Origin of the sequence: Ensifer sp. Root278, assembly GCF_001429285.1 — a bacterium.
In the GTDB taxonomy this organism is placed as follows: Bacteria; Pseudomonadota; Alphaproteobacteria; order Rhizobiales; family Rhizobiaceae; genus Ensifer.
This window is the reverse complement of the sequence record NZ_LMJJ01000012.1, coordinates 120,892-145,934: the sequence shown is the minus strand read 5'-3', so window position 1 is coordinate 145,934 and position 25,043 is coordinate 120,892. Positions and strand designations below refer to the sequence as shown.

27 protein-coding genes and 2 tRNA genes are annotated in these 25,043 nt (G+C 62.9%); 12 read left to right on the top strand and 17 right to left on the bottom strand.

What is annotated here, in order from left to right; genetic code table 11:
• The first annotated feature begins 178 nt into the window (after positions 1-178).
• From ppdK to ASE60_RS35635, 4 genes are all read left to right on the top strand, one after another.
• A complete protein-coding gene (gene ppdK / locus ASE60_RS12250; RefSeq protein ID WP_057250621.1) occupies positions 179-2,845 on the top strand; it encodes a pyruvate, phosphate dikinase in 2,667 nt (888 codons plus the stop codon).
• Positions 2,846-3,144: 299 nt separating this feature from the next.
• On the top strand, positions 3,145-4,359 hold the full coding sequence (locus ASE60_RS12245) for an RNA ligase RtcB family protein (protein ID WP_210334385.1): 1,215 nt from the start codon (positions 3,145-3,147) through the stop codon (positions 4,357-4,359).
• Positions 4,352-4,615, top strand: coding sequence for a hypothetical protein (locus ASE60_RS35640; protein ID WP_244495598.1), 264 nt, complete (start codon positions 4,352-4,354; stop codon positions 4,613-4,615). The genes ASE60_RS12245 and ASE60_RS35640 overlap by 8 nt, the downstream gene beginning before the upstream one ends.
• Positions 4,616-4,645: 30 nt before the next feature.
• Entirely contained in the window at positions 4,646-4,966 is a 321-nt protein-coding gene (locus ASE60_RS35635; RefSeq protein ID WP_244495597.1) for a peptide chain release factor-like protein, read from the top strand.
• A 95-nt stretch (positions 4,967-5,061) separates the two neighbouring features.
• Here ASE60_RS35635 and ASE60_RS12235 read toward each other — a convergent pair whose 3' ends face one another.
• Both ASE60_RS12235 and ASE60_RS12230 read right to left on the bottom strand, forming a co-directional pair.
• Positions 5,062-5,313 (bottom strand): hypothetical protein, encoded by a 252-nt coding sequence (locus tag ASE60_RS12235; protein ID WP_057250618.1) that lies wholly within the window; start codon positions 5,311-5,313, stop codon positions 5,062-5,064.
• 265 nt (positions 5,314-5,578) lie between these two features.
• Positions 5,579-5,962, bottom strand: a complete 384-nt coding sequence (locus tag ASE60_RS12230; RefSeq protein ID WP_057250616.1) for a hypothetical protein — start codon at positions 5,960-5,962, stop codon at positions 5,579-5,581.
• A 257-nt stretch (positions 5,963-6,219) separates the two neighbouring features.
• Between ASE60_RS12230 and ASE60_RS12225 the strand changes: the two genes are divergently transcribed.
• On the top strand, positions 6,220-7,128 hold the full coding sequence (locus ASE60_RS12225; protein WP_057250614.1) for a DUF1499 domain-containing protein: 909 nt from the start codon (positions 6,220-6,222) through the stop codon (positions 7,126-7,128).
• 24 nt (positions 7,129-7,152) lie between these two features.
• Here the strand turns inward: ASE60_RS12225 and ASE60_RS12220 are convergent, their stop codons facing one another.
• From ASE60_RS12220 to ASE60_RS12205, 4 genes are read right to left on the bottom strand one after another with little or no spacing between them, the layout of a single operon-like run.
• Positions 7,153-7,800, bottom strand: coding sequence for a DUF4166 domain-containing protein (locus ASE60_RS12220; protein WP_057250612.1), 648 nt, complete (start codon positions 7,798-7,800; stop codon positions 7,153-7,155).
• Positions 7,797-8,249: a thiol-disulfide oxidoreductase DCC family protein gene (locus tag ASE60_RS12215; protein ID WP_057250610.1), complete on the bottom strand. Its 453-nt coding sequence runs from the start codon at positions 8,247-8,249 to the stop codon at positions 7,797-7,799. Before ASE60_RS12215 ends, ASE60_RS12220 begins: the two co-directional genes overlap by 4 nt.
• A 2-nt stretch (positions 8,250-8,251) precedes the next feature.
• Positions 8,252-9,175, bottom strand: a complete 924-nt coding sequence (locus ASE60_RS12210) for an MBL fold metallo-hydrolase (protein WP_057250608.1) — start codon at positions 9,173-9,175, stop codon at positions 8,252-8,254.
• A 17-nt stretch (positions 9,176-9,192) separates the two neighbouring features.
• The gene (locus ASE60_RS12205) at positions 9,193-9,489 is read right to left on the bottom strand and encodes a cupin domain-containing protein (protein ID WP_057250606.1); all 297 of its coding nucleotides are present in this window, start codon (positions 9,487-9,489) and stop codon (positions 9,193-9,195) included.
• A 225-nt stretch (positions 9,490-9,714) separates the two neighbouring features.
• On the opposite strand from ASE60_RS12205, the gene ASE60_RS12200 reads away from it, so the two are divergent.
• Both ASE60_RS12200 and ASE60_RS12195 read left to right on the top strand, forming a co-directional pair.
• Positions 9,715-9,789: transfer RNA gene (locus tag ASE60_RS12200), tRNA-Gln, on the top strand.
• A 129-nt stretch (positions 9,790-9,918) separates the two neighbouring features.
• On the top strand, positions 9,919-10,101 hold the full coding sequence (locus ASE60_RS12195; RefSeq protein ID WP_057250604.1) for a YegP family protein: 183 nt from the start codon (positions 9,919-9,921) through the stop codon (positions 10,099-10,101).
• A gap of 67 nt (positions 10,102-10,168) precedes the next feature.
• Here ASE60_RS12195 and ASE60_RS12190 read toward each other — a convergent pair whose 3' ends face one another.
• Positions 10,169-10,606: a hypothetical protein gene (locus tag ASE60_RS12190; RefSeq protein ID WP_057250603.1), complete on the bottom strand. Its 438-nt coding sequence runs from the start codon at positions 10,604-10,606 to the stop codon at positions 10,169-10,171.
• A gap of 317 nt (positions 10,607-10,923) precedes the next feature.
• Here ASE60_RS12190 and ASE60_RS12185 point away from each other — a divergent pair.
• Both ASE60_RS12185 and ASE60_RS12180 read left to right on the top strand, forming a co-directional pair.
• Positions 10,924-11,000 (top strand) — tRNA-Pro (locus ASE60_RS12185).
• Between the two features lie 251 nt (positions 11,001-11,251).
• Complete coding sequence (locus tag ASE60_RS12180) at positions 11,252-11,665, top strand: hypothetical protein (protein ID WP_057251084.1); 414 nt, start codon at positions 11,252-11,254, stop codon at positions 11,663-11,665.
• 76 nt (positions 11,666-11,741) lie between these two features.
• On the opposite strand, the gene ASE60_RS12175 is transcribed toward ASE60_RS12180, so the two are convergent.
• The gene (locus ASE60_RS12175; RefSeq protein ID WP_057251083.1) at positions 11,742-11,921 is read right to left on the bottom strand and encodes a hypothetical protein; all 180 of its coding nucleotides are present in this window, start codon (positions 11,919-11,921) and stop codon (positions 11,742-11,744) included.
• A gap of 516 nt (positions 11,922-12,437) precedes the next feature.
• On the opposite strand from ASE60_RS12175, the gene ASE60_RS35170 reads away from it, so the two are divergent.
• On the top strand, positions 12,438-12,581 hold the full coding sequence (locus ASE60_RS35170; protein ID WP_093232085.1) for a hypothetical protein: 144 nt from the start codon (positions 12,438-12,440) through the stop codon (positions 12,579-12,581).
• 20 nt (positions 12,582-12,601) lie between these two features.
• Here ASE60_RS35170 and ASE60_RS12170 read toward each other — a convergent pair whose 3' ends face one another.
• The 5 genes from ASE60_RS12170 to ASE60_RS12150 form a co-directional block, all read right to left on the bottom strand.
• Positions 12,602-12,796 (bottom strand): hypothetical protein, encoded by a 195-nt coding sequence (locus ASE60_RS12170; protein ID WP_057250601.1) that lies wholly within the window; start codon positions 12,794-12,796, stop codon positions 12,602-12,604.
• Positions 12,797-12,935: 139 nt separating this feature from the next.
• Complete coding sequence (gene cysN / locus ASE60_RS12165) at positions 12,936-14,441, bottom strand: sulfate adenylyltransferase subunit CysN (protein WP_057250599.1); 1,506 nt, start codon at positions 14,439-14,441, stop codon at positions 12,936-12,938.
• On the bottom strand, positions 14,441-15,394 hold the full coding sequence (cysD, locus tag ASE60_RS12160) for a sulfate adenylyltransferase subunit CysD (RefSeq protein WP_057250597.1): 954 nt from the start codon (positions 15,392-15,394) through the stop codon (positions 14,441-14,443). Before cysD ends, cysN begins: the two co-directional genes overlap by 1 nt.
• Before the next feature lie 43 nt (positions 15,395-15,437).
• Complete coding sequence (locus ASE60_RS12155) at positions 15,438-16,196, bottom strand: phosphoadenylyl-sulfate reductase (protein ID WP_057250595.1); 759 nt, start codon at positions 16,194-16,196, stop codon at positions 15,438-15,440.
• Between the two features lie 241 nt (positions 16,197-16,437).
• Positions 16,438-18,342, bottom strand: a complete 1,905-nt coding sequence (locus ASE60_RS12150) for a methyl-accepting chemotaxis protein (RefSeq protein ID WP_057250591.1) — start codon at positions 18,340-18,342, stop codon at positions 16,438-16,440.
• A 379-nt stretch (positions 18,343-18,721) separates the two neighbouring features.
• On the opposite strand from ASE60_RS12150, the gene ASE60_RS12145 reads away from it, so the two are divergent.
• Together ASE60_RS12145 and ASE60_RS12140 are read left to right on the top strand one after the other, a co-directional pair.
• Complete coding sequence (locus tag ASE60_RS12145; protein ID WP_057250589.1) at positions 18,722-19,111, top strand: DUF6152 family protein; 390 nt, start codon at positions 18,722-18,724, stop codon at positions 19,109-19,111.
• Positions 19,108-19,587 (top strand): hypothetical protein, encoded by a 480-nt coding sequence (locus ASE60_RS12140; protein ID WP_057250587.1) that lies wholly within the window; start codon positions 19,108-19,110, stop codon positions 19,585-19,587. Before ASE60_RS12145 ends, ASE60_RS12140 begins: the two co-directional genes overlap by 4 nt.
• A gap of 8 nt (positions 19,588-19,595) precedes the next feature.
• Here ASE60_RS12140 and ASE60_RS12135 read toward each other — a convergent pair whose 3' ends face one another.
• From ASE60_RS12135 to betB, 4 genes are all read right to left on the bottom strand, one after another.
• Positions 19,596-20,231, bottom strand: coding sequence for a flavodoxin family protein (locus ASE60_RS12135; RefSeq protein WP_057250584.1), 636 nt, complete (start codon positions 20,229-20,231; stop codon positions 19,596-19,598).
• A 264-nt stretch (positions 20,232-20,495) separates the two neighbouring features.
• Positions 20,496-21,383, bottom strand: coding sequence for a sigma-70 family RNA polymerase sigma factor (locus ASE60_RS12130; RefSeq protein ID WP_082615822.1), 888 nt, complete (start codon positions 21,381-21,383; stop codon positions 20,496-20,498).
• Positions 21,384-21,718: 335 nt separating this feature from the next.
• A complete protein-coding gene (gene betA, locus ASE60_RS12125; protein ID WP_057250580.1) occupies positions 21,719-23,368 on the bottom strand; it encodes a choline dehydrogenase in 1,650 nt (549 codons plus the stop codon).
• Positions 23,369-23,579: 211 nt separating this feature from the next.
• Positions 23,580-25,043 carry a betaine-aldehyde dehydrogenase gene (gene betB, locus ASE60_RS12120; RefSeq protein ID WP_057250578.1) on the bottom strand — a complete coding sequence of 488 codons (1,464 nt, stop codon included), beginning with the start codon at positions 25,041-25,043 and terminating at the stop codon, positions 23,580-23,582.

Here is a 25,043-nt window from a genome sequence, read left to right as displayed (position 1 = left end):
TGGTGCCGATAGAAGAGGCAAAGCCCATGTTGTGCGGGTTCTGCCCCTCGGCCTGCCAATATGTTGCATTGTTACAGAAAATGATGCGGTGCAGCATAAATCTTCGCCGGATGCATTTTCAGCCTGAAGCATATACTGTAAATCGTCATAAAACACTGTATCTGGGTGGAGAGCAGGCATGACGAAATGGGTTTACACCTTCGGTGGGGGCAAGGCCGAAGGACGTGCAGGTGACCGCGAGCGGTTGGGTGGCAAGGGCGCAAACCTTGCCGAGATGTGCAACCTCGGCTTGCCGGTGCCGCCTGGCCTGACCATCGTCACCGATGCCTGCAACAACTTCTTCGACAACGACAGGCAAATGCCTGACGGCCTGCACGATCAGGTGCGCGAGGGTATCCGCCGGATGGAGGAGGTGACGGGCCGCGTCTTCGGCGACACCAGCCATCCCTTGCTGCTTTCGGTTCGCTCCGGTGCCCGCGCCTCGATGCCGGGCATGATGGATACAGTTCTCAATCTTGGGCTCAACGACGAGTCGGTGCACGCGCTCGGCCATGACGCCGGCGACGCGCGCTTTGCCTGGGACAGCTACCGTCGCTTCATCCAGATGTATGGCGACGTGGTCATGGGCGTCGATCACGACGTCTTCGAGGAAATCCTCGAAGATGAGAAAGCGCGTCTCGGCCACGAACAGGACACCGAGCTTTCCGCGGTCGAGTGGCAGCATGTCATCTCCCGCTACAAGGAGGCGATCGAAGAGGCGCTCGGCGAGCCGTTTCCGCAGGATCCGGAAGTACAGCTTTGGGGCGCCATCGGCGCCGTCTTCTCAAGCTGGATGAACGCGCGCGCGGTGACCTATCGTCATCTGCACGGAATTCCGGCTGCCTGGGGCACGGCGGTCAACGTCCAGGCGATGGTCTTCGGCAATCTCGGCAATGCGTCGGCAACCGGCGTCGCCTTCACCCGCAATCCGTCGACCGGCGAGAGCGAACTCTACGGCGAGTTCCTCGTCAACGCGCAAGGCGAAGACGTTGTTGCCGGCATTCGCACGCCGCAAAACATCACCGAGGCCGCGCGTCTCGCCTCCGGTTCCGACAAGCCGTCGCTCGAAAAGCTGATGCCGGAAGCCTTCACCGAGTTTCGGTCGATCTGTGATACGCTGGAGCGTCACTACCGCGACATGCAGGATCTCGAGTTCACCATCGAGCGCGGCACGCTCTGGATGCTGCAGACGCGCTCGGGCAAGCGCACCGCCAAGGCAGCGCTGAAGATCGCCGTCGATATGGCGGAGGAGGGCCTGATTTCCGAGCAGGAGGCCGTCGCCCGCATCGATCCGGCCTCGCTCGACCAGTTGCTGCATCCGACGATCGATCCGCATGCGCGGCGCGACATCATCGGCTCCGGCCTGCCGGCCTCGCCAGGTGCTGCGACCGGCGAAATCGTCTTCACCTCCGAGGAGGCGGTTCAGGCCGACAAGGAAGGCCGCAAGGTCATTCTCGTGCGCGTCGAAACCAGCCCGGAAGACATTCACGGCATGCACGCCGCCGAAGGCATCCTGACGACGCGCGGTGGCATGACCAGCCATGCGGCCGTCGTTGCCCGCGGCATGGGCACGCCTTGCGTTTCCGGCGCCGGCAGCATCCGCGTCGATCTTCGCAACGAATTGCTGACGGCCGGAAGCGTGACGCTCCGCAAGGGCGACGTCATCACCATCGACGGCTCGTCCGGTCAGGTGCTGAAAGGGTCGATCGCCATGCTGCAGCCGGAGCTTTCCGGCGACTTCGGCAAGATCATGGCCTGGGCGGATGCCAGCCGCCGCATGACTGTCAGAACCAATGCCGAAACCCCGGCGGATGCGCGCGCGGCGCGCTCCTTCGGCGCCGAGGGCATCGGCCTCTGCCGCACCGAGCACATGTTCTTCGAGGATGACCGCATCAACGTCATGCGCGAGATGATCCTCGCCGACGACGAGGCCGGCCGGCGCTTGGCACTCGCCAAGCTCCTGCCGATGCAGCGCTCGGATTTCGCCGAATTGTTCTCGATCATGCATGGCCTGCCGGTGACAATCCGCCTGCTCGACCCGCCGCTGCACGAGTTCTTGCCGAAGACCGACGAGGAGATCGCCGATGTCGCCGGCGCACTTTCGCTTGATCCGTCGGCACTGCGCCAGCGTGTCGACGAGCTGCACGAGTTCAACCCAATGCTCGGCCATCGTGGGTGCCGTCTGGCAATCTCCTATCCTGAGATCGCCGAGATGCAGGCGCGCGCCATCTTCGAGGCTGCCGTCGAGGCCGCCCGCGAAACCGGCGCGGCCGTCGTTCCTGAAATCATGGTGCCGCTCGTCGGCCTCCGGGCCGAACTCGACTACGTCAAGGAGCGCATCGACGCGGTCGCCAAGGCGGTGATCGGCGAAGCCGGCATCGGCATCGACTATCTCGTCGGCACGATGATCGAATTGCCGCGCGCAGCACTCCGCGCCGGCGTAATCGCCGAAGCGGCCGACTTCTTCTCTTTCGGCACCAACGACCTGACGCAGACGACCTTCGGCATCTCGCGCGACGACGCCTCGCAGTTCCTGGCGACCTACCAGCAGAAGGGCATCATCGAGCAGGACCCCTTCGTCTCGCTCGATTTCGAAGGTGTCGGCGAACTGATCCAGATCGCCGCCGAACGTGGACGACGCACCAAGAACGGCCTGAAGCTCGGCATCTGCGGCGAACATGGCGGTGACCCGGCCTCGATCCGCTTCTGCGAGGACGCCGGTCTCGACTACGTCTCCTGCTCGCCGTTCCGCGTACCGATTGCCCGTCTTGCCGCCGCCCAGGCGGCGATCAACGGCAAGGGGTAGGGGGGCCCTCTGCGTGTTGCAACGATGCAACGCGCGGACGCCGGTTTATCGGAGCCCTGCATTCCTGGTTGCACGCGGCGAGCGGATAGTGCATCAACGCCTCGTTCGCGCCGTATCGGCGCGGGCGATCGCTAGCTATGCATGTGCATAGAGGTTTGTTCAGAACGGGACCGGAAAATGACGCAGTGCGTTTCCACACGCCCCTTGGGGCTTCGCGGCTAATCAGCGTTGATGCGCTGAAAGGGCCCGTCCTGCTGGCCAATGTGCCGGCTGTTTGACCCTGTTCTGGATTATTTTTCTTGGGCAATCATTCTTTTGGGGACATCGTCCCCGAAGGCGACGATGGTGCGCGCAGAGCGACCGTCACGCATTATTTTACTGCCGGCAGCTGGATTGAAGGCGCGGCAGTTCATCAACTGGCGGAAATTGCCAGTCTCCCCGGCATGATCTCGGTCGCCGGTTTCCCGGACCTGCACCCGGGCAAGTATGGCCCCGTCGGCATGGTCGCGCTTTCGCAGCGGCTCTACCCGCAGCTGATCGGCAACGATATCGGCTGCGGCATGTCATTCTTCGAGCTCTCCTTGCCGCTGCGCAAATTCAAGGTCGAAAAGGCGGCCGAGCAACTGCGCAGGCTGGAGCAGATCGATCTCGGCGACATGGCAACCCGCCTGGCGGAGCACGATCTTTCGCCTGACATGGGCCCGCAATCCCTTGGCACCATCGGCGGCGGCAACCACTTCTGTGAGCTGCAGGCCGTGGACGAAGTGTTCGAGGACGAGGCGGAAAGTGTGGCCGACCGGCAGAAGCTCTATCTTCTGGTCCACTCGGGCTCGCGTTCGCTGGGCGCCAATCTTTTCGGTCGCACGCTCGGCACAGAACACTTGCGGGACGGTCTGGCTGCCGGTTCGGCCGCCGCCGTTGAATGGCTCGCCGGAAGCGGCGAGTGCGTTCGATGGGCTTCGCTTAACCGGCGAATGGTGGCGGAGCGGGCAGCGCGGACGTTGCGCGCCGATCTGTCGCTGGTTGCCGATATCCCGCACAACCTGGTGCGGGCCACGGCGTCGGGCTTCCTGCACTATAAGGGCGCGGCCGCAATCGGTGAGGATGCCGTCGCGCCGGTCGCTGGATCGCGCGCAACGCGAAGCTTTCTGGTGCGCGCCCTGGCCGGTGCGGAGCGATCGCATTGGGGCATCTCGCACGGTGCGGGGAGGAAATATGACCGTAAGGCCATGCACGGCCGCGTGGGTGGCAATCGCTCCGAGCGTGATGCCTTGCGCATCAATGCCTGGGGTGGTCTCTCAATCTGCGAGGATCGCAACCTGCTGATCGAGGAGGCGGCCGGCGCCTACAAGGATGCCGCTAAGGTTGTCGCAGACCTCGAGGCGTTCGGGCTTATTCGACCGATCGCGGCGATGAAGCCGCTCGTCACCTACAAGAACGTGCAGCCGCAGGAACGGGTGCGCGAGAAAACGAAGTGGGAGCGGACGACGATAAGGAGGATGCGCCATGGGTGAAGTGACGCTCTTTCTGACCTCCGGCAACGGTCCGGTGGAATGTCGCATTGCCATGGCCGCGCTGATCGACATCTTGGGCAAGGAAGCGAAGGTCAACGGCTGCAGCTTTGACCTGGCCCTTGGCGGGCAACCGGATGCGTTCGGTCCAAAATCCGCAATCGTCACGATGGCAGGCGCTCGATCCGAAGATTTGGCAAGAGCCTATTGCGGGACGATTCGCTTTGTTTTCAAGAGCCCGGTTAGAAAAGGGCATTAACGACAGAACTGGTTTGTCGGTGTCCGGCAAGTGGATCTTTCCGGCGCGGGCGTCGTACCGACGATCGAGCTTGGGGATTTGCGCTTCGAAACCTTGCGGGCCGGCGGGCCCGGTGGCCAGCATCAAAACACTACCGATAGCGCCGTGCGGGCGACGCATGTCCCCACGGGCCACACGGTCGTTTGCCGAGAGGAGCGATCGCAGCATCGCAACAAGGCAACTGCAATTCGCAGGCTTCAAGCCATTCTGGATCTCATCGCCGCCGGGAACGAGCAGCAAGAAAAGACGGCCTTGTTCATGGCCAGCAAGGAGCTGGAGCGGGGTAACGCGGTCAAGACCTTCCGCCTGTAGCCTTCCTTGGCGACCCGGGCTTGTGCGCCCGGGTCGCCTTGATACGCTGATCGTCGAGCCGCGACATTACCGGTTGCTTCGGTTGAACGCCTCCGTCAGCGCATGATGACGACGGGGCGGTCCCAGCCCCACATCATCACGTCGTTCTGATAGCGGAAGGCGCGCGATTCAGCGCGCCGGTCGAGTTCGATGCGTTGCAGGCAGGTGGCAAAGGCGTCGGTGCCGCGGCGGAAACCGTAGGAGGCGCAGGTGTTGCCGTCGGCGATGCGCCGCTCTTCCGGTGTCATGGTCTGGCACGCCGTCAGCAGCAGGGCGGCTGCGACTAGGATCGTCAATCGGGTCGTCATGATGTTCGTGTCTCCTGGGTGCCGCCTTCGTATTCATTTCTCGAATCGCAATTAATATAGGGAGTTGCGCCGAAAATCGAAGCGGACCACGCCAATTCTGCGGCAGGCGCGCGGTCGCACGCAGGGGAGACGTAAAGCGTCCGATGTCGTCCTGAAAGTTGATTTTCTGAGGCTTGGCCCGACGTGATCAGCACGCCAGAACCGACACGTCAGCGCGTAGGTTTTTCGATTGAAGCCAGTTTAAACCGCCGCCGGCAGGCGGCGATCACATGCGTTCGAGCACGCCGACGAAGGACTCGGCGAAGCGCTCCAGGTCTCGCGTGCCATCGCCCGGGTGCTCGAGGCGGATGGTCGTGCCCTGCTCATCAAGGCAGGCAAACAGGATCGATGTTTCGCTGTCCTGCTCGCCATGCCGGAGCACGGCGATACTCAGGCAATCTTCGACCAGTTCCGAAGCAGGCAATGCAAACAGAAACTCGCCGCCGGCATTGTCGGCAACGGTCCGGACAAAACCAGGGAAATCGTCCTTGTTTCCGGAAAAGCCGTCGAGGGAGAGTTCGAGCTCGAGGAGCCCCATCGGAATTCCGCCGTCACGCGGGGGAAGAGGGGTAGGGGTGGCAATGGCCACGGCTGCCTGCGATGCGCCCATGTCGGTTCTCCGTCGATCGCCGCGTACTTTCACATGAAGCCGTGCGCGGCCGTTGCCTCCGATTGAAACTCCGCGCGCCTTGGGCGCGCGGGCACATTCCCATGTGTTGATAGGTGGTTAACGAGAATGGCGATTTTGCGGCGAAGCCTCAGGCATGGCCCGCGGCGCGGCGGCCGACTGGGCATTGCCTGTTTTCACGGCACGGGGCATGGTCTAAGAATGCGATCTGTTTCGCGGCAGGGGATTGATTCAACTACATGATGGTCCGGTACGAGCGTCCCTATTCCTATGCCGCCCAGTGGGCGCGTCGCTTCGCCCGTGTCTCCTTCGTGCTCTTCTTGCTTTCGCTGCTGGCGCACCGCTTCGGGCCACTGACGACACCGCATTTCCTGGCTCTTGTCGGCCTGTCCGGCATTTTCGCGCTGCTCGGCGTATTGCTTGCCGTCGTCGGTCTTGCACGCCTCTGGCAGGTCGCCGCGATCGGCGGCCTCGCGTCTGCTGCGGCTCTTGTCTATGCCGCGCCGGCGCTCGGTTTCATCGGCTTCGGCGTCGTGCAATATCTGACCCGCCCGGCGATCTACGATGTCAGCACCGACACGGTGACGCCGCCGCCATGGCTCAAGGTACCGCAGACCGAAGAGAGCTGGCTGAAACGCAAGGGCGCTGTGACGCCCGAGGACCGGGAAGCGCAGATCCTTGCCTATCCGGGCCTCACCGGCCGGCGCTACGATGGCGCACTCGACCGCGTTTACCAGGGCGTGCGCACTGTCATCGAACAGAACCGCGTCGGCATCACCGAGGAGCTTGGCGTCGAAAACGCCCGCGCCGATCTCGAGGATCTGACCGTACGGCCGAATGCCGGGGCGGAGACGACCGTCGAACCGGAGAACGTACCGGTGCCGGCGGCGCGGCCGGAACTCTCGCTCGAAGGGGCGATTGCGGGGCGCCGCGCCAGCGACGTCGTGCTCCAGGGCGAATGGCGCACGCTGATCGCCGGCTTCCGTTTCGATGTGTTGATCCGGCTGCGCGAAGAGGCCGAAACAACCTTCGTAGACCTGCGTGTCGCCTCCCGCTATGGCCCGCATGACCTCGGCATGGGCGCCGCCTTCGCTGATCAGTTCCTGCGGGCGCTCGATGCCGAGCTGCTCGGCATTGCCGGCGATTGATCGGCAGAGTACCGCCAGGAGACGTCAGTCGTTCACGGCGGCGCCGCGGCCATCGAATTGAGCGGTAGCTTTTCGGTCGAGGGCGGGCGCCCGCAACGACGTCGACTCATCGGCTGGTGCAAGCCAGCCGCGATAGCGCACGATCAAGCCGGTCAAGGGGCTTTCGACCTCCACATGGAAGTGAAACAGGCCGTCGCGATCTTCCTCGAACGTCCGACCGCCCGGCGCGAGCCGCAAGGGAAGCGGGAGGCCGAGGAAGGACCAGGCGCGAACCGAGAGGTGCAGTCGATCTTCTGCAGACTCCAAGGCACACAGGATGCGGAACGGTCCGAAATCCTCCGCCAGCAGTTGTTCGTTTCGCCTCTCTACCTTCTGCTGCGAACTGCGCAGGATCTTTTCGCCGAAGCGCCGGGTCCAGACCTCCCGACCGTTGCCGCATGCGAAGCGGATTTCGACCGGCACATCCGCACCGGCGCTGGGAAAGCCGAAGATAGAGGCGACAAGGCGGGCCCAGATCGATCCGCCTCGCTCGACGACCGCACGTCCGCGAAAGGTTGCGTGTCCTTCCGATCTATCATGCAGGGCTTGGATCGAGGCCGGCACGAGATCCCAATCGCGTCCGAGGATCCGCCGGTAGAGGCTCTGCTGTTGGACCACGATTTCCGTCGTCATGCGATGAAGCGGCCACGCTCCTCGGGCGTCGGCACCATGCAACTCTGACGGCGCCCGGCTATGCGATAGCGGTTTCTCGCCACGAGATCATAGAGTGGGTCGCGAAGGGCAGCGGGCAGGATACGGCAGACGTTCACCAGCGACCATGGCAGGCCGAGCCGCGCAAGCGTCCGCATCGAGCCGTCGGATTTGAAGCGGGCGACGCCGTCCTCGATCAGGATGTTGCTTTCGAAGCTGCTGGCGTCGAGGCCGTAGTGCCGATAGAGCGCCTGGCCAAGCGGCGACTGCGCCGTGAGATAGCGATATTGCGCTCGCCGGTCATGGCGAAGCAGGAAACGTACCCAGCCGGAACAGAAAATGCATTCGCCGTCGAAGACGATTACGGGATTGTCGTCGGCAAAGGCAGGCACCGCGGCATCGCTGCGATAGCTGTAGGCGACCCGCCGCATGGTCAGCCGGCTCCGCCAGGCGCCAGCCGGTAGGCGCCAAGGAGCGAGGGCGGCCCATCGGTCTCGACCCGCCCTTGCTCGATCAGGTCTTCCAGATGGGCAAGGACCGAAAGTGCCGCCGCCCCATGCAGCCGGACATCGGTCGAGGCATAGATGACCTTGACCATATCCGGGATATGGCTGTCGCCGGCGCGAATACGTTCGAGCACTGCGCGCTCGCGCATCTTGCGGTGGGCGCGCAAGCCCCGAAGAAACGAGGCGGGCTCGGTCACCGGCCCGCCGTGGCCGGGCAGGTAGAGGTGCTCGTCTCGGTAGAGCAGTTTTTCAAGCGAGGCCATGTAGTCCGCCATGGCCCCATCCGGCGGCGCGACGATCGTTGTCGCCCAAGCCATGACGTGATCGGCGGAAAAGAGGATACCGGTGCCGTCGAGTGCGAAGGCCATGTGGTTGGCCGTATGGCCGGGCGTCGTCAGCCCCGTCAGGCTCCAGCCATCGCCCTCGATCCGCCCGCCATCGGCAAGCACGAGATCGGGGGCGAACTCCATGTCCGAACTCTCGGCAAAAGGATTGGTCTCGCCCGTATGCAAGGGGCGGGCGGAGCGGTGCGGGCCTTCGCCCACGATCAGCGCACCGGTCGCAGCCTTCAGCCGGCGCGCAAGCGGCGAGTGGTCGCGATGCGTATGGCTGACGGCGATATGGGTGACCTCACGGCCGGCAAGGGCCGCCATCAGCGCCTGAAAATGCGCCTCGTCATCCGGGCCGGGGTCGATCACCGCAACGGAACGCTTTCCGACGATATAGCTGTTGGTGCCGTGGAAGGTGAAGGGGCCGGGATTGTTGACGGTGATGCGCTGCACATCGTCCGCAACCGTCACCGCCTCGCCATGGGCCGGCTTGAAATCGAGATCGAAGTCTGGCCCCTGCATGCGTCTCTTCCTGGCTTTCACTTGTACTCGATCTCGATGAACGACATCGGCTCGCTGCCGGCATTGACGACATTGTGCGACATGCCCGCCTCGCGGCGATAGGCCGCTCCCTTGGCGATATCGACACGGCGGCTGCCGCCTTCCTCCTCGAGCAGGAACTGGCAGTCGGTCATCGGCACGACGACATAGCCGAGACCGTGCACATGGTGGCCCGTATCGGCGCCGGGCTCGAAATCCCAGCGGGTAATACGCACCACCGCGTCATCGACGAGCACGCTCGGAACGGCAGGAGGGCGGGCGCGAAACTGGCTCATGATCTTCTCCATTTCGGCGGGACAATAGGAGGTGCGATGCAGGAAGGGAAGGGTGCAGGCGGCAGCGGCAGACGTTGTGTCGCGGTGTGCTCGCCGGCCTTTTGCACAGCTGATCGACAAATCCGCCGAAAAACCAACTTAGTGTCAACTTAGTGATTGTGACGGACGGCGAGCTTTGATAATCAGGCGCTCGATTTGGCGGGCTTGTTTTTCCGTCAGTCCAGTTGGGGCGTCGCCAAGCGGTAAGGCACCGGTTTTTGGTACCGGCATTCCCAGGTTCGAATCCTGGCGCCCCAGCCACATTCTTCCAATCGTCCGATCCCGAACGGCCAAACCCAGCTTTGGGCCGGGCCTCTACTTGCACTCTTGTCAAGTCACGCTGCAACTGACACGCTAGTTTCGGTGATTCCTACTTGTATGAGGGAGAAGATGGCTCACAAATTCGAAATCTACAAAGACAAGGCTGGTGAATACCGGGTTCGCTTCAAGTACAACAGCGAAGTGATGTTCTCGACCGAGGGCTACAAGACCAAGGCCAGCGCGCAGAACGCCATCGACTCGATCAAGAAGAACGGTCCCGACGCACCCGTCGAGGACAACAGCAGCAGCTGAGTTCGACATTCTTTCCATAGAAAAAGCCCGCCGATTTTCACCGGCGGGCTTTTTTGTTTCTTGGCGTTTAGCTTGCGGTTGCGGCCGGCTTGGTCTGCGCCGGCGCGCCCAGGAACTCTTCGCACCAGCTCGGGCCATCGGCACGCTTGCGGTCGCCGGCAATGCGGATCGAGCGGATGACATAGTCCGACGAGACGGTAAGCTGGACGGCGCAGCTCAGATATTCCGTGCGGGCCGACGCGATGCGCTTGCCGCGCTTGCCGTCCTTGGTGGTTTCGTACTGCGCCGGAACCTTGCGGGTCTTGTAGCCGCCCTTCCAGCTATAGACGGTGGAGCTGCCGCTTTCGACGTCGGAGATCGGCGGACCGTATTGAGCGAAAAAGCCGCCGGCCGGCTGGCCGAGCCAACGCGCTTCGACCGCGTTCTTGGAGATCCCCGTTCCGGTCGTCGTGCAGCCGGCAAGCACGAGCGCAAGGCCCGCCACCGTCATCATACGGAAGTTCATGTTTCTGTCCCTTTGGTTCTCGTTCTGAAATAGGCATGGCGCGGAAGCCCGTATCCCCTGGTTTTCCGCGCTTTCCGTTGTGCCTCTAGCGCCAAACCAGGCGAAAGGAAATCCACGCCGCGCCTTGCATTTCAGGAAAATATGAAGCGTTGCACAAAGTCCCTATCGGGCGCGCTTTCAGGCGCCGACGCCCCCGGAAAACGGCAATTTCCGCATGAGTTTTCCACCGTCACAAGTTTTTTGAAAAAGGCGCAAGGTTTTTCGAGATAGGCGCTTGTGAAATCAAAATGCCTGTTCTATAGAGGCGCCGCTGGTCACGGAGTGTAGCGCAGTCTGGTAGCGCACCACGTTCGGGACGTGGGGGTCGCAAGTTCGAATCTTGCCACTCCGACCAGCCAAATCAATCCTTTACCCGATCATTCCCTTGCATGCCGCTCGGCGCCGCACCGTATGCGCTTGCGCTTTGCGCGCCTGTTCCGGCGTCGATCTTTACGCCCACTCGTCCTCCATGTTAGCCGTTCGTCGCTCCCTCGAAGCCGTTGGTCGAATAGCCGTGCATTCGCACCCGGGTCGGCCTGTCTGCGCGAAGGCGAAGGTTCTAGGTTCCCGTCATTCGATCAATGACGACGAGGAACGGGAATGTCGATCAAGCATCTATTCATTGCAGCGGTTCTGCTTCTGGCCGGCCATTCGGTGGCGGCGGCGCAGAGCTGCGAGAAGAATTTCAAGGCTTCGGGCGTGCCGCTGGTGACGCCGGTCTTTTACAAGACCTGGCAGGAGTTTCCGAAGCTGAAGCCCGAGGCCGCCTTGCAGCGGATGGCACGGGGTGTCGCGGCGGAAGGATTTTCGGGAATCGAGATCAACAAGTCGCTCGGGACCATCGAGGCCTATCAGGATACCGCCGGCTCCGGACGGCTGCAGACGCTGCGCGTCGTTGCCCGCAAGCGCGGTTCAGGCACGCGGGTTGATGCGATGTTCGATATTCAGGTGGGGCAGGTGACCACCAAACAGGTGGTGCAGGAGGGGCTCTGCAATATCATCCGCTCCGCAGTCGAGTAGGGACCAGCGGGCGCAACGGACAGGCAGCAGCAGGAGAGCGTTTCCATTGTCGATATGGTAACGCTCCGTCCGCTTGTCAGCCCTGCCGTTCGAGCGCCTTTAGCGTCGATTGGGCCGCGGCCTGTGCTTGCAGCATCGACGTGAAATTGCCCTGGGCGGGATAGGTGACGCCGCGATACTTGATGACGAAGCACCATTTGCCGTTGACGCGTTTCTCGACCTTCACGGTGGTTTCCGGTTGCTTGTCCGTGCTCACCTTTTCGTCTCCCTGATTCGGCGCATCGTTGCGCGAAAGTCGTCCAGATACGCCGGAGAGGTCGGCTCTGTCCATCGATACCCCGCATACATGGGGCGCTGTGGCGGGGGAGAGGCCAGGGAAGAGCGCCTATGCCGGGCAGGAGCCTTGCTGCCGGGCCACGGTCAGGCGGACTGTCCCACAACGTCCAGGAACGGTGAAACAGCCCTATCGATCCTCATGATCGACGCGCCAACTTACGAATGCGGAGACGGATGAAAAGGTGCGATCTGTGCGATTTCGGGTCAAGGTGAAGCGATCGCCAGCCCCTGTCCTGTTTTGGGACGGTGGCGGCTTCAGGGCGTCGGAGAGCCTCCCGCAGGGAAGCGGATTCAACAGCGCCGGATCACTCATGCACCAGCAATGCGCGGCTTTATTGTTCACTTTGAAACGACGTGTTCACGGAATGATGTCTTATCAGAGTGAACAATCAGGGCGATATTTCCATCAACACTTGTTCTTGCCCGAGAGGCCCAGATGTTGAAGGAACCGATATTCACCTTTCGCGAGATCGCCATATGGACCGCCATACTTGGCAGCGTCGTAGGCTATCAGCTTTGGCAGCACGCCGAACCGGCGCCGTTGACGATGGTTCTCCCGGCGATCGAGCAGCAGCTTTGATGTTGAATGCCGGCAGGAGTTCACTCCTCCGGCATGCCGTTGCGCCTGGCCGCCTGCAGCAGGTCGATTTCGCCGGCGACCGGACCGAACTGGTTCTCCAGCCGCTCGGCTTCCTCCGCATCGAGCCGATATTTCCGGGCAAATGCTTCGATCGATACCATGCGCCCGCGAAAGCCTTTTTGCCTCGCATCCTCGCCTTGATGTTCCGTTTTCATGGTGCTTCTCCCATGCGCCAGGGACATAGGGCGACGGACTTCTTTGAAAAGGCCCAAATCGACCGGTAGCAACCGCGGTTTCAGCAACGAAAAAGGGGCCTTGGTCGGGCCCCTTTTTTGTGTGTGCTGCGGCTGTCGATCAGCCGTCGATATCGTCGATGATCTCGACCGCCTTGCCGGCGCTGACGCGTCGGATTTCGGCCTCCTCGCGGCGGCCCGCGAAGAGTTCGGTCGCCATCAGCTGGTCGGCGAGGTCCGCCGGCAGCGAGAGGATAACGCGGGCGTCTTCCGTGTGGATGCCGCCGAGTGCCGAGCGCTTGGCCGTGATCATGCCGCCAGCCACCGTGTTGTTGGTGTCCGGATCGATCAGGATGAAGGCGCCGGTGAAGCGGTTCTGCTCGTAGGTGTCGAAGATCGCCTGCTCGTCGAAGGCCAGATGCACCTTGCCGATGGCGTTCATCGGCAGCTGCTCGGCATGGTTCCACTTGCCGGTCTTAAGGTCGAGCTGGCTGGCAGGCTGGATCTGGACGCGCTGGCGGCGGCTGCCGCTCTTCAGCCAGTAGCGCTTGCCCGGCTGGATGCCTTCCGGCTGCAGGGCAACGAGCTGGGCATCGAAGGCAAGGCCGGTCAGCGGCTGGCTGTCGATGGCCACGATCATGTCGCCGCGCGACACGTCGACCTGGCGGTCGAGCACGAGCGTGATCGCGTCGCCGGCGACGGCGGCGTTGCGCACGAGGTCAAAGGTGACGATCTTGGTGACGTTGGCCACCATGCCGGAGGGCAGGATCACGACACTGTCGCCCGGCTTCACCGAGCCGCCGGCAACCGTGCCCTGATAGCCGCGGAAGCTTTCGCCGGGCCGCGAGACGCGCTGTACCGGCAGGCGGAAGCCGACGGTCTGGGCCGAACGGGTGGTTGCCAGTTCCAGCACCTCGATCAGCGTCGGGCCGTCATACCAGGGCATGGAAGCGCGGCCGTCGTAGACGACGTTCTCGCCCTTCAGAGCCGAGACGGGAATAGCTGTGACCTGGCGCACGCCAAGCGACAATGCCAGTTCCCGGAATTCGTGGTTGATCTCTTCGAAGCGGGCGCGATCGTAGTCGGTGAGGTCGATCTTGTTGACCGCCAGTACGAACTGCTTGATGCCCATCAGCGTTGCGATCGTCGCATGCCGGCGGGTCTGCTCGAGCAGGCCGACGCGGGCGTCGACCAGCAGCACGGCGAGGTCGGCGGTCGAGGCGCCCGTTGCCATGTTGCGGGTATATTGCTCGTGGCCGGGCGTGTCGGCGACGATGAAGGAGCGCTTGTCGGTCGAGAAATAGCGATAGGCGACATCAATGGTGATGCCCTGTTCGCGCTCGGCCTGCAGGCCGTCGAGGAGCAGCGCGAAGTCGGGCAGGCCGAGATCGTTCTGCTTGCCGTTGGAATCGCGCTGGAGCGTCGCGGCCTGGTCTTCCTTGACCGCCTTGGTGTCCCAGAGCAGGCGACCGATCAGCGTCGACTTGCCGTCATCGACAGAGCCGCAGGTAATCAGGCGAAGCGGGCGGCTGTCACGCGCGGCGCGCGCCGGCTCCTGCGCCGGAAAGGCCAGAACCTCGCCGGCAGCAACGTGCTCAACGGCATTCGCGGTTGCGGGAGCAGTCATCAGAAATATCCTTCGCGTTTTTTCTTTTCCATCGAGCCGGACTGGTCGCGGTCGATGGCGCGGCCCTGGCGTTCGGATACGGTCGCGGTTTCAAGTTCGGAGATGATGTCGTCGAGCGTCGTCGCGCTGGAGCGGATGGCGCCGGTCAGCGGGAAGCAGCCGAGGGTGCGGAAGCGGATCACTTCCTCGCGTTTGGTCTCACCCGGCAAGAGTTCGAGGCGCGGATCTTCGGCCAGGATCATCATGCCGTCGCGTTCGACGATCGGGCGCTTCTCAGCGAAGTAGAGCGGCACGATCGGAATCTCTTCTGCCTGGATGTAGCGCCAGATGTCGACTTCGGTCCAGTTGGAGAGCGGGAAGGCCCGCACGCTTTCGCCCTTGCGGATCATGCCGTTATAGACGTTCCAGAGTTCCGGGCGCTGGTTGCGCGGATCCCAGCGATGATCCGGCGTGCGGAACGAATAGATGCGTTCCTTGGCACGGCTTGCTTCCTCGTCGCGCCGCGCGCCGCCGAAAGCCGCATCGAACTGGCCGGCGTCGAGCGCCTGGCGCAGCGCCTCGGTCTTCATGATGTCGGTATAGAGCGCCGAACCGTGGCTGAAGGGCGTGACGTTCTCGGCTGCACCGCGCGGGTTGATGTGCTCGATCAGGTCGAGGTCGTAGCGCTCGACGATCTCGTTGCGAAACGCGATCATCTCGGCGAACTTCCAGCCGGTGTTGACGTGCAACAGCGGGAAGGGCACGCGGCCAGGATAGAAGGCCTTACGGGCGAGGTGCAGCAGCACCGAGGAGTCCTTGCCGATCGAATAGAGCATGACCGGGCGTTCGAACTCGGCGGCCACTTCGCGAAAGATGTGGATCGCTTCGTTCTCGAGTGCCTTCAGATGCGGATCGAGCGGCGGCTTGGCGCTCTGCGGATTGTGCAGTTCCGTTTCCGGATGGATATGGGGCATTTCAGTCTCCGGGAGGATTTGTCTTCAGACGAGCGCGCCAGCCTCAGGCGGCGCTGCTCGAATTCGGGATGATGGAACTGGCGGCAGCTTCCGGAACGTGCAGACCACATTCGCGCTTCTCGTCGTTTTCCCACCACCAGCGGCCGGCGCGCTCCGGCTCGCCGGGCTTGATGGCGCGGGTGCAGGGCTCGCAGCCGATCGACGGATAGCCGCGGGCGTGCAGCGGGTTGACCGGAACGGCATTGGCGGCGACGTAAGCACGGATGGTCTCGATGTCCCAGTCCGCCAGCGGGTTGATCTTGATGAGGCCACGTTCGGCATCAGCTTCCGCGAACGGGGTCGATGCGCGATTGCCCGACTGGCCCCGACGCAGGCCGGTGACCCAGAAGGTTACCCCTTGGAGTGCGCGCGCAAGCGGCTTCAGCTTGCGCACGTCACAACAGGCATGCCGGGCCTCGACGCTCTCGTAGAAGCCGTTGAGGCCATAGCGCGCCGCATAGGCGTCGATGTCGGCCTGTTCCGGATGGTAGCGCTTGATCAGGATCCCGTAGGTTTCTTCGGTTTTTTCGATAAGGGCGACCGTCTCGTTGAACAGGCGCCCGGTCTCCAGTGTCGCGACATTGATGGACAGCTTGTTCTCGCCGATGGCCGCGGTAATCACCTGATCCTCGATACCGAGCGAGGTCGTGAAGACGGCCTGCCCTTCAAGGCTTGCGACAAGCGCCAGCCGGCCGGCGAGATCCAGGCCTTCGAGCGTCTCGTTCAGTGCCTTGGCGGTGGTTTCGAGGGATGACGTGGTCATGGCTGCGTCCTGTTCCAACTTGGTCGGAATATCGCAGCCCAATGCGACAATGGACAGAAATAGCGGTTTCTAATGCTGTTTGTTTGGAGCAAATCTGCCTCTCAGAACGAAAGGCAGCGAAAAACCGAATATAGACTAGTAATTTACTAGATTTTATACTGTATGGCTACGACGGCAACCCTTGAAGAGGAGGCGCGAACCTTGCGGGCCCGCGCCTCCTGCCAAGGGGAGAGCCAGACCGTCAGAACGCTGCCCAGCCGGCCTCCTGTGCCTGCGGGGCACTGCGATAGGCCGTGGCGAGTTTGCGGCCCAAGGCGCGTGCGGGCGAAGGGGCAGCAATCTCGCTCGTCACGAGGCGTGGTGCCGCCGCTTGGCCGTTGCCCGTCTTGAAGCGCATCAGCAGATCGTTGAGCGCGCCGGCCTCGCGGGCGAGGCTATGGCTCGCGGCGGTCGATTGCTCCACCATTGCCGCGTTCTGCTGCGTTCCCTGATCGATCGCGTTTACCGCCGTATTGATCTGCTGGATGCCGGCGGCCTGTTCGCGGGCGCTTTCGACGATCGCCGTCACGTGGCTGCTGATCTCCTTGACCTCGGTGATGATGCTTTCGAGCGCCGTACCGGTCTCGCGCACCAGCGTGACGCCGGATTTGACCTGCTGGCCAGATGTGGCGATCAGCACCTTGATCTCCTTGGCGGCCTGCGCCGAGCGCTGGGCGAGCTCGCGCACCTCCTGGGCGACGACGGCAAAGCCCTTGCCGGCTTCGCCCGCGCGAGCCGCCTCGACGCCGGCATTCAGCGCCAGGAGGTTCGTCTGAAAGGCAATGTCGTCGATGACGCCGATGATGCTGGAGATCTCCCGCGACGAGGCTTCGATGCCACTCATCGCGGTGACGGCATTGCCGACGATCTCGCCGGACTTCTCTGCTGCACCGCGGGTGCGCGTCACCAAGGTGCCTGCCTCCTCCGCACGCCGGCTGGCATCCGCCACGGTGGTCGCGATCTGGTCCAGTGCAGCCGCCGTTTCCTCGACCGAAGCCGCCTGCTGTTCTGTGCGCTTGGAAAGGTCACCGGCCGCAGAGCGGATTTCGCTGGCGCCGGCATTGATGCTGCGGGCGTTCTCGCCGACCGAGCGCAGCGCATCTTCGAGATTGGTGACGGAGCTGTTGAAGTTCGTGCGTAGCGTGTCGAGCCGTTCGGCAAGCGGCGTGTCGATGCGATAGGTGAGGTCGCCTTCCGCCAGCCGGTCGAGACCGAAGCCGAGCGCATTGACCGCGGTCTGGATCTCGGCAGCTTCCTTGACCTTCTGCGCCTCGCGCTGCTCGCGCTCGCGTTCGGAAAGTGTTCGCCCCGCCTCCGCTTCCTGCTCGAGCCGCTGGCGTTCGAGCGCATTGTCGCGGAAGACAGCGACGGCACCCGCCATCTGGCCGATCTCGTCACGGCGGCCTTCGCCGAAGATCGTGGCCTTGAGGTTGCCGGCTGCAAGCTGCCGCATGGCCTCGCACAGCTGCGTCAGCGGCCGAAAGAGACCGGCGGCCACGAACCAGACTGTTGCCCCAAGAAGCGCGATGGCAAAGGCGGCGATCATGACCTGCCAGCGTGTCAGGGTGTCCTTCTCCACCTTGGCCGCCTCCAGCTCCTGGTCGGCTTCCGCGAGCTGGAGCTTGACCAGGGCGCCGATCGGTTCGGCCAGCGGATCGATGGCCGCGTAAAGGCGGCTGTCGATAAACCGGCCGAACTCGGCGATGTCCTGTCGATCGATGATCTCGAGCATGTCCCTGACCGCCTGCTCGCTGCCGACGCGGGCTGCGTCGAAGGTCTTCGCAAGCTTCTTTTCCTCAGGCGTCAGTCTCGTTGCTTCATAGGCGCGCCATTGTTCGTCGATGGTGGCAAGCGCCGCGTTGATCTTCTCCTTGCCGTCAGCCCACCCAAGCGCGCCGCTTCGCATCTTGTGGGTCGTATCGACGATTTCGACGGCGTACATGTCGGCGACGGTATCGAGCTGCGCCACCGGCAACAGCCGGTCGGCGACGATCGATTCGGTGCGCTTGGAGATCGATGTCATCGCGTTGAAAGCCGTGACGATCATGACCAGCATGGCGACGGCGAGCAGGGACAAGCACACGAGCAGGCGTGCTTTGATTGTCATGAAAAACGCTCCTCGGTTGCCCGCAAGGCAAATCATCCTCGGCCGGTGACCGCGGACAAGGCCGCATGGTCATCGGGAAGCGAGCTCGCCTTGGCAGGGAGTAATGACGATGATGGGGATGGAGCACGCGTTACTACGCGGCGAAACTGCCCTCATGGCACGTTCGCCCAGCGTTCACTCCGTCTTATCTAGACATAACAACCGGAGATTAAGAATGGCTAAATTTTAAGGTGTTGAACAAAGCTCGCGCAACCCATGGTCATCGCAACCACAGGAGGCGGTTGGCGATGCTCAAGAAGTGTTGAAGACCACATCCTTTCGCAAATCGTTCTTCGGGTTCAAGCTGCCGCCTCTCCGAAACAGGCGAAGGAGCACGCACATGTTGAAAGCCATTTCACGCCGTGGCGTTGCAGCGGGTGTCCTGACGGCGCTTCTGGTCACCGGCGCCTATGCCCATCACGGATGGTCCTGGGCCGAGGCCGACCAAATCGAGCTCAAGGGCATCATCCGCGAAATATCGATGGCGCCGCCGCATCCGACCTTGCAGGTGGAAACGACCGCGGATGGCATGTGGCACGTCGAACTCGGCAATCCCCGGCAGACGGAGCGCTCCGGCTTTGTGGAGGGATCAGCCAAGGCCGGTGACGCCGTCGTCGTTCTCGGCAACCGCTCGCTCGACCCGAACGAAAAGCGCATGAAGGCGGTGCGCATCACGGTCTCCGGCAAGACCTATGACATCTATCCGGAACGCATCCGGGCCGGTGGATGAGTGGGGCGGAGCTTGTCGAATGGATCGCCGGCTGGCCGGTCGGCGCTGCGCTCAGGCGTTCGGCGCTTCTCTATCTCTTGGTCAATGCGGCCCACATTCTCGCGATCGGGCTGCTGATGGGCGCCATCGTGCCGTTGGATTTACGGTTGCTCGGTTTCTTCGGCAACACCTCACTTGAAGTGCTCGGACCGTTTCTGTCGCGTGCGGCGGCAGTTGGCTTAGCATTGGCGATCACCACTGGCTTATGCCTCTTCAGCGTGCGCCCGGCGGCCTATGTCACGAATGCTGCCTTTCTCGCAAAGATCGCTCTGCTGGGGATCGGTGCCGTCAACGCTGTCAGTGTGCATATGGGCGGCGCCTGGCGGGCCGCCGTAAATGGCGGCCCGGTCTCATGGCGTCTTCGCATCCCGGCAGCCGTCTCGCTGACGGTGTGGCCGGCAGCGCTCCTGGCTGGGCGCTGGATCGGCTTTCTCTGATGCTGGTTCTATCGGTCGTTGGCCGTTTTCCACGCGGGGAGGGCTGGCTCCTGCTTGAGCGCTCTGCCGCGCACGAACTGCAGCGTCGCTTCGGCCACCCGTTGCCCGAGATGCGTTGCGGTGGCGAGATCGGATTGCGGCGGCGCAAGATCGGCCCCCTGGTCGACATTCGACTGCGCCCCAGCACCCAGCCAGAAGCCTAACCGGTTGAGATCGTCAGAAGATCCTGTGGTCGAGTGGTTGGCCGGCGGCAGATCGAGGTTGATCCAGTGCATGCCGTGCTGGGCAGCAAAGAGTGCAAGTTGCATCAGCGTCGCGAGCTTGTCGCCGGAAGCGGTTCCCGAATTGGTGAAGCCAGCGGCGATCTTGTCTTTCCAGAGATAGCCTTTGGCCATCACCGCGTTCGAACTTGCCTCCTGGAAAGATTTGAACGCGGCTGATGGACCCCCGACATAGGTTGGCGTGCCGAAGATGATCGCCTCAGCCGAGAGCAGATCGTTCCACCGGTCCGGTGCTTCGTCGACGGTCAAGAGCAGGCATTGCGTGCCGTCGACCCGCTCGATTCCGGCTTTGACGGCTTCCGCCTGACGTGCGGTGTGGCCGTAGCCGCTGTGATAGATAACGGCGATGCATATGTTGCTCATGGTTTGGTCTCCATTGGTTTTGGGTGATGGATCTGCAGCGCGCGAGCGAAGACGCGCGCCGGCGGCGCGTTGCACGTTGAAGGCAACGCTGGTCAGGATCGGTTGATGGGGCGGTGGGCTCTACAGTGCCGCGCTTCTTATGAGACGCGCAAAGGTCGCTGTAGCACTTTGCCTTGCTGCAAGTTTTTGTCCTTAAATCGGCTACGATTTAAGGAAACATGCAGTAGCGACCGCGTGCGATCGTCAGGACGCAGTCACTGTCGTTCAATGAATGGCGTGACCATCGAACTGCCTCAGCGTCTCCGGGAGATGTTTGAGCTTCTCCGGATTGCGCGTGACATAGATGGCGGTGATCCGGTCCTGTTCGATCTCAAGGGCGGTTGTCTGCAGGATCTCACCGTCTTCGATGGTGATGAAACCGGGTAGCCCGTTGATGAAGTCGTAGCGCACGAGCCGCGACATCGTCTCCGCAAAGATCAGCGCCAGCGACGCGTGGAGTTTCATGACCTTGTCGAAGCCCATGATTGGCCATCTCGGCGCCACTGTCTTGCCGCCGCCGTCGGCATAGACGATCGCCTCCGTTGCGAGCAGCGAGCGAAGCTGCTGCATGTCGCCGCTGCGCGAAGCCGCGAAGAAAGCGCAGGCGATTTCGAGGCCTTGTTCCCGGGGCATGACAAAGCGGCGACGAGCGCTGCGGATATTGACGCGGGCGCGGCTGGCAAGTTGACGGCAGGTCGCCGGTTTGCGGCTGAGCGTCTCGCCGATTTCATCGAAGCTGACGCCGAAGACATCGTGCAATAGAAACGCGGCCCGTTCGAGCGGCGACAGGCGCTCCAGCGCCATCATCAGTGGCAAGGTGATGTCGTCGAGGTCGTCGTTTTCCTCGAGGACCGGTTCCGGCAGCCATGGTCCGACATAGGTCTCGCGTCGGTGCCGCGCCGACTTCAACTGATCGAGGCAAAGTCGCGTCACGATGCGGCGCAGGAAGGCTGACGAATCCTTGACGGCGGTGCGGTCGGCGTCGAGCCAGCGCAGGAATGCCTCCTGGACGACATCCTCGGCTTCGCTGACCGAACCCAGCATCCGATAGGCGATGCGGATCAGTCGGGGACGCAGCGGCTCGAAGGTCGTTCTGACGTCTTCGTCGGTCATCACGCCCCCCATCGCCGTTCGGGGCAATCGGCTATGGCATGGCCGGCAGGCACGAGGAGCCATGATGGCATTGCCGCTGGAGTAACGGCAAGCAGGTCCAGCCTCGGTGTCATGTTCGTCTCCTTCTTCTCGGGCACTCGAGAAGATAGGACGAGATAGCGTCGGCGAACGTGACATGCCGCAGACATTGCGGCTGTCGAATGCGAGGAAAACGTGCCGCCTAGAGCATCCCGCTTTCAAGTGGAATCACTGAAAGCGTATAAGATGCTCTAGAATCAAAGTGCTAGAGCGCCGTGCGTTCGTCTGAACGCACGGCGCTCTGGTGCACGCGATCCTTATCGGTCGCTGACCTCCCAGCGCGGGTTGATCCACGGCTCCTGGTTGGAGCGCGCCAGCGGCTGCTTGCCGAGAATGTGGTCGGCTGCCTTCTCGCCGGTCATGATCGACGGGCTGTTGAGGTTGCCGTAGGTCACATGCGGGAAGATCGAGCTGTCGGCGACGCGCAGGCCATCGACGCCGATGACGCGGGTTTCCGGATCGACAACCGCCATCGGATCGTCCTTGGCGCCCATCTTGCAGGTGCCGCAAGGGTGATAGGCGCTTTCCAGGTGCTCGCGCAGAAATTCGTCGATCTGCTCGTCCGACTGCACCTTCTCGCCCGGCTGGATCTCCGGACCGCGATAGTGGTCGAAAGCCTTCTGGCCGAAGATCTCGCGGGTGAGGCGCACGCAGTGGCGGAACTTCTCCCAGTCCTCCGGGTGGCTCATATAATTGAAGCGGATGACAGGATCGGCCATCGGATCGGAGGAGCGCAGCGTGACGTTGCCGCGCGACTTGGAAAGATTGTAGCCGACATGCACCTGGAAGCCGTGCGTGTTGGCGGCCGCCTTGCCGTCGTAGCTGATCGCCACCGGCAGGAAGTGGTACTGGATATCCGGCTGCTTGACGCCGGGTGCGGAGCGCAGGAAGGCGCAGGCCTCGAACTGGTTGGAGATGCCGAGGCCCTTCTTGAAGAACAGCCATTGCGCGCCGGCAACGCCCTGCCAGAACCACGGCAGCCAGGAATAGAGCGACACAGGCTTGGTCGAAATCTGCTGGAAATAGAACTCCATGTGGTCCTGCAGGTTCTGGCCGACGCCGGGCCGGTCGACCTTCACCTCGATACCCATGTCCTTGAGGTGCTGTGCTGGACCAATGCCCGAGAGCATCAGCAGTTTCGGCGAATTGAACGACGAGGCCGAGACGATCACCTCACGGTTCGCCTTGACGATCTCGATCTTGCCGCCGCGCTCGATCTCGACCCCGGTCGCCCGGCCGTTCTCGATGATGATCCGGCGGGCGAAGCAGCGCACGAGCGAGACGTTTTGCCGTTTCATTGCCGGCTTCAGGTAGGCGTTCGCCGCCGACCAGCGCCGTCCCTGCCAGACGGTCTGCTCCATCAGCCCGAAGCCTTCCTGCTTCGAGCCGTTGTAATCGTCGGTGAGTTCGAAGCCGGCCTGTTGGCCCGCTTCGATGAAGGCGTGGAACAGCGGGTTGTGGACCGGGCCGCGCTTGACGTGCAGCGGCCCGTCGGTGCCGCGCCAGCCCGCTTCGCCGCCATGCGAATTTTCCATGCGCTTGAAATAGGGAAGCACGTCCGCATAGGCCCAGCCGCGTGCGCCGAGCTCGTCCCAGCGGTTGTAGTCTTCCGCATGGCCGCGCACATAGACGAGACCGTTGATCGAGGAGGAGCCGCCGATCACCTTGCCCCGCGGCGCGGTGATGCGCCGGTTGTTGAGATTCGGTTCCGGTTCGGAGAGATAGCCCCAGTTGTAGCGCTTCATGCTCATCGGCCAGGCAAGGGCCGCCGGCATCTGGATGAAGGGGCCGATATCCGAGCCGCCATATTCCAGCACCAGCACCGTGTTCTTGCCGTCTTCGGACAAGCGGTAGGCGAGCGCCGAACCGGCGGAGCCGGAGCCGATGATGATGTAATCTGCCTGCATAAGCGTGGTCTTTCTTCTAGCGTCTCGCGTTCGACCTATCTGGCGCTTTCACCCCTCATTCCTGTGCGTGTCACAGGAATCCAGCCAAGCGACGTCTGTCGCTTGAAGACTCTTGTGCGCCACAGACGTGGCGCTGCTGGATCCCCGGAACTCGCTTCGCTCGCCCGAGGATGAGGGAGGTGGAGCCGCCTCTCGATGGAGGCCCCAATTCTCAATACGGCGCCTGTACCGGCCCCATGCCGACATAGACGGTCTTCAATTCGCTGTAGTGGTTGAGCGCGGCGACCGAATTCTCGCGGCCGAAGCCGGACTGCTTCGAGCCGCCGAACGGGATCTCCACCGGGCAAAGGTTGTAGGTGTTGATCCACAGCGTCCCGGCCTCGAGCTGATCGACGACGCGGTGCGCGCGGGTGATGTCGGCGGTGAAGACGCCGGCCGAAAGGCCGAATTCGGTCGCATTGGCCCGCGCGATCACCTCGGCCTCGTCGTCGAAATCGAGCACGCACATGACCGGCCCGAAGATCTCTTCGCGGGCGATCGTCATGTCGTCGGTGACGTCGGCAAAAACCGTCGGCTGGATGTAGGTGCCTTCTGCGTTGACGGCATTCGGAATGCCGCCGCCGGTCAGGAGCCGTGCGCCCTCCGCCTTGCCCTTCTCGATATAGGAAAAGACCTTGTCGCGCTGCGGCATCGATACCATTGGGCCGAGCTGCGTCGCCTCGTCCATCGGGTCGCCGATGACGATCGCCTCGGTGCGGGCCTTCAGCCGGGTGAGGAACTGTTCCTTGATGCCTTTCTGCACGAAAACGCGGGTGCCGTTGGAGCAGACCTGGCCGGTCGAATAGAAATTGCCGAGCATGGCGCCGCCGATGGCGCTTTCGAGATCGGCATCGTCGAAGACGATCAGCGGCGACTTGCCGCCGAGCTCCATGGTGACGTGCTTGAGTTCGGCTGCGGCCGCACCGGCTACCTTCTTGCCTGTCGGCACGGAGCCGGTCAGCGACACCTTGGCGACGTCAGGATGGTTGACGAGCAACGGACCGGTGGTGCGATCCCCCTGGATGACGTTGTAGAGGCCCTTCGGCAGGCCGGCCTCGACCAGGATCTCGGCGATCTTCAGCGCGCCGAGCGGCGTGTTCTCCGACGGCTTGAAGACCATGGCATTGCCGGCGGCAAGCGCCGGCGCACCCTTCCAGCAGGCGATCTGCTGCGGATAGTTCCAGGCGCCGATACCCACGCAGACGCCGAGCGGCACGCGCTTGGTATAGGCAAAATCGCCGCCGAGCGGGATGTAGTCGCCGTTGAGCGCCGTGGCGATGACGCCACCGAAGAATTCGAAACTGTCGGCACCGGACGTCGGATCGGCGACGATCGTCTCTTGGATCGGCTTGCCGGTATCGAGCGTCTCGAGCTCCGAGAGCTCGCGGTTGCGCTCGCGCATGATCTCGGCAGCGCGCTTCAAAATACGGCCACGGGCCGTCGGGCTCATCGCCGCCCATTCCGGTTGAGCGCGCTTGGCGGCTGCAATCGCCTTTTCGACGATCGCCGGCGTTGCCGCATGCAGCCGGGCGATCACTTCGCCGGTCGCCGGATAGATGCTCTCGATGACGGTGCCTTCGATGTCCTCGACATATTCGCCGTCGATGAAGTGCGAGGCTTGCGGTTGGGCTTTCAT